We start from the raw sequence: 15,947 nt of genomic DNA, 5'->3' as shown, positions 1-15,947 counted from the left end.
GATGTTTGAATGGTTTATTCGACACACTACCTTTGATTTTGCCACTCTTAAAATGTACGGAGTTTTTTCAAAAATCAAATAGGATTCCTATATAACCGACCAAGGTGCTTATTTGAGTGTCAAAAATCAACAATTTCAAGTTTATTATCAAGGTGAATTGCGGATTAAAGTTCCAGTTAGTCGAGTCAGCAATGTTGTACTGTTTGGCTCTTGTAATGTATCACATGGCGCGGTGAGTATGGCCTTGCGGCGACGGATTCCGATCATGTATTTGTCACAAAAGGGGAGGTATTTTGGCAGGTTGCAAACAGAAGGTGATGCTAAGGTTGAATATTTGATGTTACAGGTTGAGCGTTGTCAAAATCCAGAGTTTACCAGAAAGCAAGCTGAAGCGATAGTTCGGGCAAAGTTGCATAATTCCCGGATATTATTGATGCGGTTAAACCGTCGTCAAAAATCTAAAAATGTAGATGAAACAATCATCAAAAAGGCATCTAATGAATTAGAGATTTTGATGAGCAAACTACCTTTTGCAGATAGCATGGATATGCTGCGGGGGTATGAAGGAAGGGCGGCGACAATTTATTTTCAAGCACTGGGAAGTTTATTTTCTGGTTCGTTTACGTTTGAAAAGCGCACCAAGCGTCCACCCACTGACCCCATTAATAGTATGCTCAGTTTGGGGTACACTCTATTAAGCCAAAATGTTTATTCGTTCATCCAATCTGTAGGATTGCATACTCATTTTGGTAATTTACACGTTCCCCGTGACAATCATCCAGCGCTAGTTTCTGATTTGATGGAAGAATGGAGGGCTGGTTTGGTCGATTCTTTAGCAGTTTATTTAGTCAATTCAGAAGTTTTTACAATTGATGATTTTACGTTACCCGACGAACGAGAAGGTGTGTATTTTCAAGCTCACGCACTCAAGAAGTTTCTAAAACATTGGGAAGAGAAATTGCAATCAGAAATGACGCACCCTCATACTGGACAAAAAGTAGTATACCGTCGCGCTCTTGAGTTGCAGGTACGAGAATACATCTCATGCTTGAAGGGTGAAGTGGAAGTTTACCGACCAATGATTTGGGAGAGATAGCCAAGAAAACTTATGTTAAGTTTGCGGTTGACGTTGTGAAAAGTCCAAGGTACTTTGTTATACTCTTTGATACAAGAACAGAACCTTGAAAACTTAATCTTACGTTTCCAAGTGAAAGCAAAAGTATTTGTTTGAACTTTGCACACGTAAGTTTTTAGCGGGGGTAGACTGATCGCTGAAACCCTGATTATTTCGTTTACCCCCGCTAATCGCTTACTGTACAAGGGTTTCAATAGGGTGCATGAGTCCTCAATTGTCAATAATTTGTGCTTGTTGACAGGTAAAATGTACCCCCCGCTAAAATGGCACCTTCAAACCCTTTCGTAGTAATAGTTCTACAAGGGTAGGGTTTTAATTCCTTTACCCCTCACGGGGATGGAAACAAAAAAGATTGCCAGCCAAAGGGAGAAAATCCAACGCGGTTTTAATTCCTTTACCCCTCACGGGGATGGAAACTTATTTAGGTTTCTTTTCCTGAACTTTTTGGTTACCAGCAAAGTTTTAATTCCTTTACCCCTCACGGGGATGGAAACAATACTTACTAAAACCTTCTACGTCCTCTAAAACTGGTTTTAATTCCTTTACCCCTCACGGGGATGGAAACTGCTGCTTTATCACTAGCCTTGATGGAGAGGTCGGAAGGTTTTAATTCCTTTACCCCTCACGGGGATGGAAACTTTATACCCCTTCCTTTCAGGAAGGTCAGGGTCAGGGGTTTTAATTCCTTTACCCCTCACGGGGATGAAAACTTTACACAAACCGCCTCACATTGCCCACCGCAATCGCATGGTTTTAATTCCTTTACCCCTCACGGGGATGGAAACGTCACATGTTACGAACCATTCCCCAACGATCTTGCCCGTTTTAATTCCTTTACCCCTCACGGGGATGGAAACAAATCAGAAATTGTAGATGCTGACACTTGGTTTTCGACTTGTTTTAATTCCTTTACCCCTCACGGGGATGGAAACCCTAGAAATGAAGGCCCTTCAGCCTCCTGTTGCACTTCCGTTTTAATTCCTTTACCCCTCACGGGGATGGAAACTTCCATCCGATTCACCAATCCGTCGAACTTCCTAGCAGTTTTAATTCCTTTACCCCTCACGGGGATGGAAACTCTATCACTAGCTGACGGACAAATGTAACAATAGAAATTTTAAACATTTGGAAAAGTTAAAAAAAAGAATTTTTTAACTATTACCAGCATTAAAAATTTGCTCTGCGGTCAAATTGAATTCTGGGAAAGTGAGTGAGATAATGCGTTCGCTCCCACAAAACTGGCTGACTTGGTACTCACCCTCAACCAATGAATAAACTGATATTGTAGGCTGTTTGGGATTGCCAATAAACCGTCTACCACCCAATGCAGCATAGTCTACAATCCAGTATTCTGGAATACCTATGGCTTCGTATTGACCTAGTTTTGTGAAATAGTCATCACGCCAATTTGTGCTAACTACCTCAATAACCAGAGGAATTGATGCGCCTTGAGTAACAGTAGATTGTTTTTTCCACAGAGGTTCATTTACCAGATTGGAGCGATTGATTATTAATACATCTGGTGAATAACCGGATTCATTTTCAGGTGGTTTGACTAGTACTGTTTTTGGAATGAAGTAAGGAAGTTTAAGGCGATCATATTCGATTGGGAGTTTTGTAGCTAAAAATCCTGTAATCTCTTCATGATCGCCTAATGGTTGTGTCATTTCTACAATTACTCTATCATGCAGTTCATAGTGTTTCCCATCAGGTTTCCATTGAACAAATTCTTCAAAGGTTACTAGCTTAGTTTTTGGTAGGGATTGAGTCATGGTTTAGGATTCCACTTTTTTTCTAATTCAAGTACATTTATACCTTCAATCGCATTTACCTATCAATTATATAGGACTCATATTTGGTTTTTGAAAAAAACTCTGTACACTTTCATTCTTTCTTCCCTATTTCCTGTTCCCTCCCTATCGCGCTTGCGCTGCGCTTCTCTACGAGAGGCTTCTCTTTCAGAGACGCGAACGCGAACGCGCACCACGCAAATAATTTCAGGAATCAAAGCAAAAAAATTGTTGTAGGTTGGGTGGAGGCTTTGCGTAACCCAACATCCTGATATCTGTTGGGTTGCGCTCCGCTCCACCCAACCTACGTCTCATGCACAATTTTTTTGCTTGCCACGCCACTACATATACTTAGATTTTTTCAGAAATCAAATCGGATTCCTATATATAAAGTAGTCATGGTTTCCTGCCAATAATGAGAAATTGATGCTTTCGGAAAATTGCTCGGCTTGTCAATACTGCAAGCTTTAGGAGGACGAGAAACTGGTTTTGCTGGTCTTGGTTTCCTGCGAAAGTAAGGTGTACCAGAATCATTAATTACCCATTCCCCAGCGCGTACAGGTTTGGGTGGCGGTGGTGCATAAACTTCACCGCCAGCAAAGCGATAACCTAAAAAAGTAAACTCATCCTTGGGAGTAAAAATCTGTGTCTTGTCAGGTTGTAGAGTTAAATAAACTTCTCCTAACCAAACAGTAATTTTGTCAAGGATACGGTTTGCTTCTTGCCAACTCTTACAGGCGATGACAAAATCATCCCCGTACCGCACCAAATTAATACCTTGACTGAGACATTTTCTATCAAAATTAGTCAGGTATAAATTTGCTAAAGCACCAGAAAGTCCCCCACCTTGTAATACTCCTTTACCAAAGTTACGATATTGTCCAGCAACGATAATTCCTGACTTCAACTGTTGTTCTAGTAACTGTAATACAATTGGTTCAAGTGATAATTCCTCCAATGCAGTTAACAATAATGCCCAAGAAAGATTGTCAAAGAAATCAGCAATATCGGCTTTGATAATCCATTTTGGTTGATACTGATAGTATCCATATAAATGTTGTACTGCTTGGTGAATACTGTGTCCAGGACGATAGGCATAGCTGCAATCAAGAAAGGTATCTTCTAAGGGAAAATACAATTCATCGAGTAGTAAACGCTGGATAATTTTATCCCGCACCGTAAGGATACCAATTAATCGCTTACTGCCGTTTTTTTTGGGTATGTAAAACCCTTTAGCAGGGCTTGGAGTGTAAGTTTCATGGTGTAGTTGATATTCGAGCTTCTGTAATTGTTCGGTAGCCATTGACTCGAATAAGTCAACAGAAATACCATCAATCCCCGCAGCCTTACTTCCCGCACGGACTTGTAGCCATGCGAAATGGAGGTGTTCTTTGGTGAACATAATGATAAGTAAAAAGTTAAAAGTAAAAAGATAAAAGAAAGTAAATATTAAGTAGGGTGTGTTACGGCTATGTCAGGATTTGAGCGTTAGAGAAATTATAAATTAGCCGTAACGCACCGCATGATTGTGGTGTGTTACGCGTTGCTTTAACGCACCCTACAATTAAGATTTATTTCTTGCAGTACCTTTAACTTAATTGTTGCAGTGCCATATATGAGTTCGTATATGGGTTATTGACTCTGGTATATGACTTCGTATATGACCAAACAAAGCAAAAGTAAAAAGTCTAATTTAATACCAGTCCTGGCGATTAGAAATCGTGGCTACACGAGACTTTACCCACCTCCGTGGGTTGAAGATCTTGATTTTGTGTTAGTCCGAGGAGGCAGACAATGCTAGTCCCGCATTTCTCACTCTTCAGTAGGGGCGGGTTAACATATATGATCCATCATTCATGAATGTCTCGCTTAACCCGCCCCTAGGACCTCTGCACTTCGGTTTGATAAATCTGGTGAGAAATCCGGGTAGTGTAGTAGCGAATTATATGAGACTGTTGGTCAATTCTCTCTCTTGTTTGACCCCTCACGCCTAAAACCTTGGTTTGGCGTTCCTTTCCCACCCTGAAATAAATTTCGGGCTAAGAGCTACTGTCCGTTGAAACGGACTCAATCAGGGAAATCAAGAGCAATAGATAATGATGGGTTAGACTCCCTATTAATTCGCCAACAGTCTCATTCTATTCGCCCAATACTTTTAAAACATCCTCTAAGCCCTTAAGTTGATTTATGGTGATTATCTTTTTACTTTTTACTTCCTAAATATGTATAATTTTCTTACTTTTAACTTTTAACTTATTATGAGCAGGACTCTGGTTGCATCAGCTGATGGTGTGAAGCTGGCAAGAAAAGCCTTAAAAGCCAGAAATCTAACTCAAACAGATTTTGCTATGGAGGTAGGATTAGGTTACACAACTGTTAGTAATTTCCTCAACGGAAAACCGATATATCGCACAAACTTCCAAGAGATTTGTGTTTTTCTGGACTTAGACTGGCGAGACATCGCTGTATTTGGTGAAGAAGCCGAACTCCAAGAACTCACACCCCTTGATAACCTTTGGCAACAACTGCAATTATTAAGCTCTCCTAAGGAGGAAATTATCGCAGTCCTTACCAAGGAAGTACCTGCATTAGACTGGTTACGGCAAGAGAATGATGAGGTTTTGTCACTAGAAGCAAGTCATCTTATAGAGTTACTAAAATACGTGACTGAACGCGGAGACTATCAACTTTGGTATACAGATTACATGGTTACTGCACGATAGAAAAGTTAATAGTTTAGGCGTTCAAAACTTCAAGTAGTTTGTTATACTACTGCTCAATAGCCACAGAACCTTGAAAACTTAATATCAGGTTTCAAAATAAAAGCAAAAGTGCTTAGTTTTACTTTCCATACGTAAGTTTTTAGCGGGGGTAAGCCAATCCCTGAAACCCCTGTTCTTTCGTTGACCCCCGCTAATCGCTTACTGCGTAAGAGTTTGACAAGGGTAGATGATTCCCCAATTGTCAATAATTTGTGCTTGTTGACAGCTAAATTCGACCCCCCGCTAAAATGGCTATCTCTAACTCTCTCTGGATAAGGCTTCTAGAAGGGTAGGGTTTTAATTCCTTTACCCCTCACGGGGATGGAAACTGTCTGCCCTTGAGAGGCTAGAATATCTGAGACATTTGTTTTAATTCCTTTACCCCTCACGGGGATGGAAACTTTTTGCTTCTACAGCTTTACGCTCTTCCTGCCTATCGTTTTAATTCCTTTACCCCTCACGGGGATGGAAACTTTCGCCAGATTTCCCTGGGGAGTTACAATTCCAGAAGGTTTTAATTCCTTTACCCCTCACGGGGATGGAAACTTAGATTAGGCGGGCATTTCTCTGTAGGTAACGCATGTGTTGGTTTTAATTCCTTTACCCCTCACGGGGATGGAAACTCTATGCTGCGTTTTATCGCTAGCTCTATTACCATGTTTTAATTCCTTTACCCCTCACGGGGATGGAAACAATCTCAAATTTTAGTTTAAGTTCTTTTTCACCCCTGTTTTAATTCCTTTACCCCTCACGGGGATGGAAACCATGCGCGCTAATCCCGATCCAAATTCGCCTATCCAGTTTTAATTCCTTTACCCCTCACGGGGATGGAAATTGATGATGAACAATTTTAGGTAAAATAAGTAATTGATTGATTGAAAAGTCAAAACTAAAAGATATACAAGCGTCTGGAACTAGCAGATGAAAAAACTCTTAGAAAAATTAAATCAACTTAACTTACAGGTTGTGCAACTTGCTGGACAAGGAAACTTCAAGCAAGCAATAATTATTGCCCAAGAAGCTGTCAACTTAGGGTCAAGCCAGCAGCTAACAGAGCATTCAGAATATTGTGATAGCTTGAATAACTTAGCAGAATTATATCGGATACAAGGATGTTATTTAGAAGCCAATTCCTTGTATTTACAAGCATTAACTATTAGAAAAAGTCTCTTAGGTTCAGAACATCCTGATGTTGCACAATCTTTAAATAATCTGGCAGTACTCTACCATTCACAAGGGAATTACTCACAAGCCGAAAAATATTTTTTAGAATCTCTGGAACTTTGGAAAAGTATTTTTGGAGCAGAACATTTTCAAATTGCGACTAATTTAAATAATCTGGCAGAAATTTATCGAGAACAAGGAAAATATCTCAAAGCTGAACAAGTACATTTAGAAGTTTTAACAATGCGAAAACGCCTGTTTGGCGATGAACATCCAGACATTGCTCAAACTTTGACTAATTTAGGAGCGATTTACACATCCCTTGGACGCTATAAAGAAGCAGAAAAAATGCACTTAGAAACCTTGGCGATGAAAAGACGCTTGTTTGAAGAGTTACATCCTGATATTACTATTAGCCTGAATAATTTGGCCAGATTATACGATTTTCAAGGACGTTATCTCGAAGCAGAACAACTGCATTTAGCTGTTTTAGACAGATGGAAAGAAATATTAGGTTCAGAACATCCATACATAGCATCTACCTTCAGTAATCTGGGGGGAACTTATCAAGAACAGGGGCGTTACCTAGAATCAGAGCAAAAATATCTAGAAGCCTTAGCGATGAGAAAACGCTTGCTAGGTGATGAACATCCTGATATTGCTAGCGGCTTGGATAATTTAGCAGAACTTTATCTAATTCAAGGGCGTTATTTATCAGCTGAACAAAAGGCTCTGGAAGCTTATTCTTTGAGAAAAAAACTGTTCAGTTCTGAGCAATTAGATATTGTTAATAGCTTAAAAAGCTTGGCATTAATTTACACTTACCAAGGGCGATACTTAGAAGCGGAAAACTCTATTTAGAAGTATTCCCAATCCTGGAAAGCTCACTTGGAAAAGAGCATCCCGTAATTGCCAGTACTTTAAACAATCTGGCTGGACTTTATGAAGAACAAGGCAATTATTCTCAAGCCGAACAAAAATATTTATCAGCTCTAGAAATTCAAAAAAATCTCTTAGGTAATGAGCATCCTGATATTGCCTTGACTTTCAACCAGATAGCAGTTATTTATCGGTTACAAGGACGATATGATGAATCGGAACAACTGCATTTAGAATCTTTGGTAATGACCAAAAATCTTTTAGGAGAACGACATCCATTCGTAGCAGCAATTCTTAATAATTTAGCAGCATTATATCATACTCAATTTAAATATCAAGAAGCAGAATCATTATTTTTATCAGCCTTAGCTATTGTTAAAAGTGCCTTTGGTGACGAACACCCACAAGTAGCAAGTACGATGAATAACTTAGCAGTTATTTATGATTTTCAAGGGCATTATCAACAAGCAGAAGAACTCCATTTAGAAACATTGAAACTGAGAAAGTCATTACTAGGAGAAGAACACCCACAAATCGCTAATAGTCTGAATAATCTGGGACAGTTATATTTTTCGCTGGGGCGCTATGAAGAAGCACACCAGAAGTATGCAGAAACTTTGGCGATGAGAAAACGCCTGTTGGGAGATGAACATCCTGATGTTGCATTTAGCTTAAATAATCTTGCAACGGTGTTAGCTGCGACTAATCGCCCAGATGAAGCTTTATGTCATCGCATCGAAGCCAGTAACATTAATGACAAGATTATTCGTAATATATTCGCTTTTAGTTCCGAAAGCGATCGCCTGTCCTTCCTCCAGAAAATTCGCAATAACTTTGACTTATTTCTTTCCCTAGTCTGCAACCATCTTGCTGACTCAGATACAGCAAAACTTGCAGCCTTAGATTTTGTTCTCAAACGTAAAGCCTTAACCGCCTCAGCGCTGGCGGCTCAAAATGAAGCATTTTACAATGGCCGCTACCCGCAACTGACAGAAAAATTCCGTCAACTGCGCGATTTGAGCAATCAAATTATCCATCTGACTTTTGCAGTTCCCAAAACAGATGACTTAGCTACATACCAAGATAATTTGAGACAACTGCAAAACAGACATAACAACTTACAAAAACAATTAGCGGCACAAGTTCCAGAAATTCAGCTATCACAGCAAACTTTCGACCGTGAGGCGATCGCACTAGCATTACCTTCTGATTCTATTTTGGTCGAGTTTGTCCGCTTCGACTTATTCGATTTTCAGGCAATTTCGGCCAATGGAGAAACACAATGGCATCCAGCTCGGTATTTAGCATTTATTTTAACAGCCGGACAATCAGATGCCGTGCAGATGGTAGATTTAGGAGCAAGCACATCCATCGATCAACTGATTCAAGCCTTTCGCTTACAAGCATCTGACTACACCCACCCGACATTAGCTTGGGGTAAAGGTAGTGACGCACCAAAGCTGCACATCAAATCATACAATCCCACAGATGCGATGCAACTGAGTCAAGCAGTGTTCGACCCCATCCGGGACTTAGTGAAAGATTGCAGCCATTTAATTATTGCACCCGATGGGAATTTAAACTTAGTGCCGTTTCAGATATTGCCGATTGATGCCACAGGCTCACGTCTATTAATGGATGACTATACCATCAGTTATCTGGGTGTCGGGCGAGAAATTCTCCGTAGCAAAGTTCAGCTACCAACAGGTTTTATTTCGGCACCATTAATCATTGCCGATCCTGATTTTGATTTATTGGGGACTGGGGATTGGGGACTGGGGACTGGGGATTGGGGATTGGGGACTGGGGACTGGGAAAAAAATTTCATGCTCGATGTCCGAAGTCTTCAGTTAAACGATCATCTCACAGAAAAAGGCTTGCTTCGCGCTCCAGGGACAAGGTTTTTGGGGGAAAGTGTGGCGAAAAAACTGCCCGATGCCAAATTATATTTAGGCGCAGAAGCACTAGAAACCCGCCTGACAAGTAGCGAGTGTCCTAGTATCATGCTAATTGCGACTCATGGCTTATTCCAAAGCGATTCCCAGGCGCAACCAGTCACTAACAGGCGCAACCTATTAAACATGGAAGGTCTGCGAACAACCAAGGTAGAAAATCCCATGTTGCGTTCTGGGCTGGCGTTAGCGGGTGCTAATACTTGGCTTGCTGGTGGGAGACTTCCTCAAGCAGCAGGCAAAGGCTTTGTTTTTGCCCAAGATATTGCCAGTTTAGATTTGTGGGCGAATGAATTGACGGTTCTTTCTGCCTGCGATACTGCCAGAGGTGATATTAAAATTGGCGAAGGTGTATTTGGGTTGCGGCGTGCTTTTGCAGTGGCGGGTGCAAAAACTCTGGTGATGAGTCTATGGTCTGTTCCTGACAAAGTAACTGCCTTACTGATGGAGCGTTTTTTTGATAACTTGCAGTCTGGCATGAGTCGGTCTGAGGCGTTACATTCTGCTCAGAATTATATACGTAGAATTACAGTTAAGCAATTGCGGAAATCAGCTTTGGGTCTGGAAGTGCTAAAGGAACTTTTAGCGGTCAAAGAGTTATCAGTCAAGACTAGAATTGATTGCCAAGCAAAAGACACACCATTAGAACATCCCTTTTACTGGGGAGCATGGATTTGTCAGGGAAATACAGATCCATTGAGTGAACAACAACAAGTTAACTGATAACTGTCAACCACCAAGTATTATGTATAATTACAATCCCTTAGACTGCCTACCTTCATCGGCGGAATTACCAGATTCTGATGATACCCCTGTGGATAACGAACTACAAATATTAATTCCTAATTTATTGTTAGCCATCTTAGCTTCGATTTGGCACAACCGTGATGACTGGTTTTTCGGTATCAACATGGGGATTTACTATACACCATTACAACCTGCTATAGTCCCCGATGGGTTTTTGAGTTTAGGTGTTGAACGTTTTGTTGGAGAAAATGGACGTTCTAGTTACGTTTTCTGGGAAGAAGAAGGGATTACGCCCATTTTAGCTTTAGAGGTGGTTTCTCAAACCTACAATGGCGAATATGAACAAAAGAAAATAGACTATGCTCAATTAGGCATTTTATATTATGTCATTTATGCACCAACGCGGCTACGTCGCAAGCGTCAACGTTTAGAAGTTTATCGCTTAGTTGAAGGTAAGTATATTTTACAACTCGGCGATAAAATTTGGATGCCAGAAATTGGTTTAGGGATTGGACGAGAACAGGGCACTTATCAAGGAAGAACACGAGAATGGCTGTTTTGGTATGACCAAGATGGTAACAGATACCAAACTCCAGAAGAGGTAAATGCACAACAGCAACAACAGCTAGAACAAACTCAGCAGCAGCTTCAAGAACTTTTAGCCAGATTACAACAACAAGGAATTGACCCAAATTTACTATGAACTACCCCTAGCTCAAACTTTCGCACAGCAAGAGGTCTAAGCTGTTCCATATTTAAATTGCATAAGCTGGGCGCTCATATTGCCCACCCCACAAGAGTTATATCCCGCATTTCTCACAAGCTTGAAATGCAGAGGGGCAGAGGGGCAGAGGGGAAAGAACTTGTTGTACAAATCTCTCCCCTGCTCCTCTGCTCCCCTGCTCAAGAGCACAAGGTTTTGAGAGATGTGGTGAGAAATCCGGGATATCTATTAAGTAAGTCGGTGCTAATATTTCCAGCTATGTTAAGGAATTTTAATGTAGGGTATGTTGTCGCAGCAACTCACCGTCAACAATATCAGGTGCGTTGCTATAAGGCATAACACACCCTACAGCTAATTTATATTTCTTCATATACATTGAATTTTTCTCACCGACTTACTTGTGCAAATTAGATGCAGGATTTACGCAAACAATAGCCGAAACCCTTATTTTCAGGTAGGGGCAATTCATGTAGACGCGGAGCGGTGAAGCAGCGCGGTCTTGGGGGTTTCCCCCATGAGCGACTGCTGAACCCGGAGGGCTTCCCGCAGGGTATTGCCCCTACCGCGTGTACTTTTGCGTAAGTCCTAAGATGTTTTTCAGCTTATTATCGAACAGAATTCAGGAGTCAGAATACCCTTTCAGGGAAGCAAGCTACGCTTTTAGCGTTTTTTTGGCGAAGGTATTACTATACATATTTTCATAAAGACTGTAGACTATTAAAAGTCCGGTAAATCGACCGATAAGCTGGGGTATATCATCTAACCTGATGTAGATACCTGCCAGTCAATTATTTAACTGCACTAATTAACACATCTCAACTTTTGTCTTATTGCTTGAGTTGGAGTTGTGCAATCTCAAATAGTCTGCATTCACGATAATTGCAAGGAAAATATTTCATGAGCAACATACAACTATACTTCGCCCAAGCCTCTACCTTCTCTCAACGTACTCGTGTAGTCTTACTGGAAAAAGGCATTGACTTCACCTCGATAGAAATTGACTTACAGAACAAGCCAGATGGGTACACGCAGATTTCGCGCTATGGTAAAGTTCCGGCGATCAAACATGGGGATATTGAAATTTACGAGTCCGCCGTTATTAATGAATATCTAGAGGAGGTTTTTCCAGAACCACCATTGTTACCTAGCGATCCCGCAGCGAAAGCGATCGCTCGCATTTGGATAGACTACGCCAATACTCGCTTTGTCCCAGCTTTTAACAAATTTCTGCGCGGTAAAGATAGCCAAGAACAGGAACAAGGAAGAAAAGAGTTTACAGAAGCGCTTCTATATATTGAACAAGAAGGGTTAGGCAAAGGTGATTACTTATTAGGAGATCGGTTTAGCCTTGTTGATATCAGCTTCTATCCTTGGTTTGAACGTTTACCACTCTTAGAACACTTCCGCAAATTCACACTACCAACAGAAACACCCCAGTTACAGACATGGTGGAATCTGGTAGGCGATCGCTCCTCAATTCAAGCAGTTGCAAATCCTGTAGACTTTTATTTAGAAAGATTCGCCAAAGTTCTCGGTGAACCTCTTCCCGTTGGTGCAGCACAAAAATAGGACACAGGGGCGTGTTATTTTGCCTTGTTCGGTGAAGGAGATTTTAAAAGGATTAGGACTTACGCACAGGTAACGAAAAACGTAGATGCGGAGCGGCTTGCCGCAGGCTACCACAGAGAACGCAGAGGCCACGGAGGAATGAGAGTTTGAGAGGGTTTTTGCGTAAGTCCTAAGGATGTTTTAAAAGTCCTATTGTTAGGTATCAAAACGTTTTAGATCCTCCTAAATCCCCCTAAAAAAGGGGGTTGGGGGGATCTCTTATCTATAATCTTGACTTTGAATACTCCCTAAACGAGCAGCATCACGGATATTATAGTCGGGTCGAGTGAAGCGATTTAGCTGCATTTCAAAAAAATCTCGATTGGCTTGCAAATGCTTAGGATTTTGGTCATCTAATGGATATAAAAGTGCAGTTCGCAAAGCTTGAATTACCGCAGAAGTTACACAGTACATTGATCGTTGAAAACTAACTCCCAACTGAATCAACATATCTTTTTCACCCCGGCAATGTTGGCTGTAGTAATCAACAAGATATGGTGGCAAAAAATGCAACATATCTTGCATTAATAATGTGGGGGGAATGCCAGCAGTACCCACTGGAAATACATCAGCGTAAAGAATACCATAGTGAAAGTCTTTCTGGTCTTCTGGTACTTGACGCGCTTGAGCATTATAAGATTTTGTCCCTCGGAAGGGTGCAGTGCGGTAGAAAACTGCTTCTACATAAGGCAATGCGGCTTCATATAGCCACATAAAACCCTTGGATTTAGGGACAATTTCGTAGCATTCGCCACGAATATAAACGTGATGGTAAATTGGACGACCTGCGATCGCAAATATACCATTAACTATGAAGCTCATCGCCTCTGGGACACTGCTAATCGTACCTTCGTCATAGCGGTCGGACATTTCAAAGAATACTGGGGCCATGATTTCCCAGAATAAGCCCAGGTTAGCGTAGTATGACATCTGGCGACACTGTTCCAAAAACATATCTGGGAACAGCTTGTAAAGTCCCAGCATGACGGGGTTCCCTTGGAAGTAAGCTTTAATTGCCCGGTCAGCGTTGGCTTTGTATTCGTCTGAATCTAGGTAAGGGTCAAATTGTCCACCCATCCCTCTGTGCCACAACATCGCCCGCATACAAGCTTCTGCAAATTCCATGTTAATGCGATCGTGGAACAAGTGATGCAACAACTTTGGCATTTTGAAAGTTTCACCCTTCTCAATAAATGCCAAAAGTTCGGGATGTGCAGTAGCTTCGCCGCGCCAAATTCGTAAATCGGCATCATCACCAGCGTAATGATTATGCAGTTCTAAATACTCTTTCGGCAAGAAGTATTTAAAGAATGGTAACGGGTTTAAAAATTCGCGTTCGGCAATATAAAGTAGGTCACGCCAGTAAAAATCCATCGGTACAGCATAAGCTTTATATAAACCGATGATTTGCATCAAATTTTCTGGGGTATCGGGTAACATTGCACCGCCTGCTTCTAAACGGTGAATTACTTCGGCAAATTCGTGATTAGAAGGAGGTAATTTAATTGCTGTTTTAATTGCTGTCATGGTAATCGTAAATTGGTAGAGACGCGATAAATCGCGTCTGGGGTATGGATTTTGAGAGGTGATTTTCGCGTGTGGGGAAAGATTTTAAGACGCGATAAATCGCCGTCTCTACAAGTGTTTTGATGTATTTTCTATTTTAGGGCTACTTCGGAGATAACAGTTTTTTCCCAAGAGGGAATTGCAGCCACCATTGTTGTAGTTGTAGATTCACTCCAACGGACTAACCAAGTGGGTTGTACTCCTAAAAAGATGATGAAAGCTGCCAAAATTAAAGCTGGTATTTTCTCAGACCAAAGGACTTTGGGATAGTAGGCTAAGTTATCGAGTCTGCCAAAACAGGTGCGGTTGAGGAGAATGACAAAATAAACTGCGGTTAATCCACTAGCGACTACACACAAAATTGTCGGGATGGGAAAGACAGAGAAACTACCTTGAAAAACGATAAATTCGGCAATGAATCCTGTTAAACCGGGAATACCTGCGCTAGCCATCCCACTTAAAACTAGTAAGGCGCTAATTAGAGGTAAACCGCGTATGGGACTCATTAAACCATTGAGTTTATCTAACTCGCGGGTACCAACTTTGGCTTCTACAACTCCTACCAAGTGGAAGAGGATGGCTAAAATAATGCCGTGGCTAAACATTTGGGCGACTGCACCCACAAGTGCTAAGGGAGTACTAGCAGCACCAGCTAGCAAGATATAGCCCATGTGACCGACGGAACTGTATGCTACCATGCGCTTGATGTCTTTTTGAGCGATCGCAATGACTGCCCCATAGATGGCGCTAATTGCTCCCCAAATTGCCAGAGTCGGTGCAATAATACTCCAAGCGTGGGGAAACATACCCAACCCAAATCGCAGCAATCCATAAGTTCCCAGCTTTGCTAACACGCCACCGAGAAGAATGGCAATTGGTGCTGAAGCCTCAACGTAAGCATCAGGTAGCCAAGTATGGAAGGGAATTAAGGGAATTTTAATGCCAAAACCTAATACTATTCCTGCTAGTAAAAGTATTTGTTTTGCTGTTGAAAGATTTTCTGTAGAGACTGCATCAAAAGCAAAGTTGGTAGAACCACTCAGCCACACCATACCTAAAAATGTCGCCAGAATTAATGCTCCCGATACAGCAGTATAAATCAGGAATTTCATCCCAGCATAACTCCGTTTCGTTCCTCCCCAAATGGAAATTAGTAAGTAGAAGGGGATTAATTCTAGTTCGTAGAATAGGAAGAATAGTAGCAAGTTTTCAGCGAGAAAAGCACCCGCAACTCCTCCACTAACTAATAGAATCATGGAGTAGAACAGCCGGGGGCGTTCAGTTTCTTTACTACTGCTGTAAATAGCAATCCAGGTGAGGAGGCTATTTAACACCAACATCAAGATGGAAAGTCCATCAACACCTAATTGATAGCTTAAGCCAAGAGTTTCATTCCAGGGCAAATACTCTTTAAATTGCATTCCTGGATTGCTGATATCAAATTTTAGCAGAATTAAAAGGTTCCAGAAGAGAACTATGCCTGAAAAAAATAATGCTGTTAAACGAATGCGGTTTTTCGGGATACTTACGGGTAATATTGCTATCAGAGCTGCGGCTAAAATTGGGAGCCAAATCAAAACACTTAACATGGTAATTTTTTTTTGTTTTTTGTTTTTTGAA

The 15,947-nt window shown here is 41.2% G+C and carries 6 protein-coding genes, 3 pseudogenes and 2 CRISPR repeat arrays; of the genes and pseudogenes, 5 read left to right on the top strand and 4 right to left on the bottom strand.

The window, feature by feature from the left end; all coding sequences use genetic code 11:
- Nucleotides 1–88: 88 nt before the first annotated feature.
- Nucleotides 89–1,096: pseudogene (gene cas1, locus V7K67_RS07630) on the top strand (CRISPR-associated endonuclease Cas1); the annotation flags it as partial.
- 348 nt (nt 1,097–1,444) lie between these two features.
- A CRISPR array of direct repeats spans nt 1,445–2,213; the repeat unit is 35 nt; unit sequence GTTTTAATTCCTTTACCCCTCACGGGGATGGAAAC.
- Between the two features lie 73 nt (nt 2,214–2,286).
- On the opposite strand, the gene V7K67_RS07625 reads toward cas1, so the two are convergent.
- Nucleotides 2,287–2,907 (bottom strand): Uma2 family endonuclease, encoded by a 621-nt coding sequence (locus tag V7K67_RS07625; RefSeq protein WP_335165892.1) that lies wholly within the window; start codon nt 2,905–2,907, stop codon nt 2,287–2,289.
- A gap of 400 nt (nt 2,908–3,307) precedes the next feature.
- Nucleotides 3,308–4,327, bottom strand: a pseudogene (locus V7K67_RS07620) (reverse transcriptase domain-containing protein); the annotation flags it as partial.
- An 856-nt stretch (nt 4,328–5,183) separates the two neighbouring features.
- On the opposite strand from V7K67_RS07620, the gene V7K67_RS07615 reads away from it, so the two are divergent.
- The 4 genes and pseudogenes from V7K67_RS07615 (at nt 5,184) to V7K67_RS07590 (ending at nt 12,722) form a co-directional block, all read left to right on the top strand.
- The gene (locus V7K67_RS07615; protein WP_335165890.1) at nt 5,184–5,648 is read left to right on the top strand and encodes a helix-turn-helix domain-containing protein; all 465 of its coding nucleotides are present in this window, start codon (nt 5,184–5,186) and stop codon (nt 5,646–5,648) included.
- A 333-nt stretch (nt 5,649–5,981) separates the two neighbouring features.
- Nucleotides 5,982–6,522: direct repeats of the CRISPR family, unit length 35 nt; unit sequence GTTTTAATTCCTTTACCCCTCACGGGGATGGAAAC.
- 86 nt (nt 6,523–6,608) lie between these two features.
- Nucleotides 6,609–10,405: pseudogene (locus V7K67_RS07600) on the top strand (tetratricopeptide repeat protein).
- A 22-nt stretch (nt 10,406–10,427) separates the two neighbouring features.
- The gene (locus V7K67_RS07595) at nt 10,428–11,132 is read left to right on the top strand and encodes a Uma2 family endonuclease (protein WP_334706590.1); all 705 of its coding nucleotides are present in this window, start codon (nt 10,428–10,430) and stop codon (nt 11,130–11,132) included.
- A gap of 918 nt (nt 11,133–12,050) precedes the next feature.
- Nucleotides 12,051–12,722, top strand: coding sequence for a glutathione S-transferase family protein (locus V7K67_RS07590; protein WP_335165884.1), 672 nt, complete (start codon nt 12,051–12,053; stop codon nt 12,720–12,722).
- Between the two features lie 258 nt (nt 12,723–12,980).
- On the opposite strand, the gene V7K67_RS07585 is transcribed toward V7K67_RS07590, so the two are convergent.
- Nucleotides 12,981–14,288, bottom strand: coding sequence for a CO2 hydration protein (locus V7K67_RS07585; RefSeq protein WP_334731573.1), 1,308 nt, complete (start codon nt 14,286–14,288; stop codon nt 12,981–12,983).
- Nucleotides 14,289–14,419: 131 nt separating this feature from the next.
- A complete protein-coding gene (locus tag V7K67_RS07580) occupies nt 14,420–15,916 on the bottom strand; it encodes an NADH-quinone oxidoreductase subunit M (RefSeq protein ID WP_335165882.1) in 1,497 nt (498 codons plus the stop codon).
- Between the last annotated feature and the right edge of the window lie 31 nt (nt 15,917–15,947).

Origin of the sequence: Nostoc sp. (assembly GCF_036917155.1) — a bacterium.
Lineage (GTDB): Bacteria > Cyanobacteriota > Cyanobacteriia > Cyanobacteriales > Nostocaceae > Nostoc.
This window is presented reverse-complemented; position numbering and strand designations above follow the sequence as displayed.

Bases quoted from the DNA above. Each gene is read 5' to 3' on its own strand.
- V7K67_RS07615 (WP_335165890.1), top strand. From the start codon at position 5,184: ATGAGCAGGACTCTGGTTGCATCAGCTGATGGTGTGAAGCTGGCAAGA.
- V7K67_RS07595 (WP_334706590.1), top strand. From the start codon at position 10,428: ATGTATAATTACAATCCCTTAGACTGCCTACCTTCATCGGCGGAATTA.
- V7K67_RS07625 (WP_335165892.1), bottom strand. From the start codon at position 2,907: ATGACTCAATCCCTACCAAAAACTAAGCTAGTAACCTTTGAAGAATTT.
- V7K67_RS07580 (WP_335165882.1), bottom strand. From the start codon at position 15,916: ATGTTAAGTGTTTTGATTTGGCTCCCAATTTTAGCCGCAGCTCTGATA.
- V7K67_RS07585 (WP_334731573.1), bottom strand. From the start codon at position 14,288: ATGACAGCAATTAAAACAGCAATTAAATTACCTCCTTCTAATCACGAA.
- V7K67_RS07590 (WP_335165884.1), top strand. From the start codon at position 12,051: ATGAGCAACATACAACTATACTTCGCCCAAGCCTCTACCTTCTCTCAA.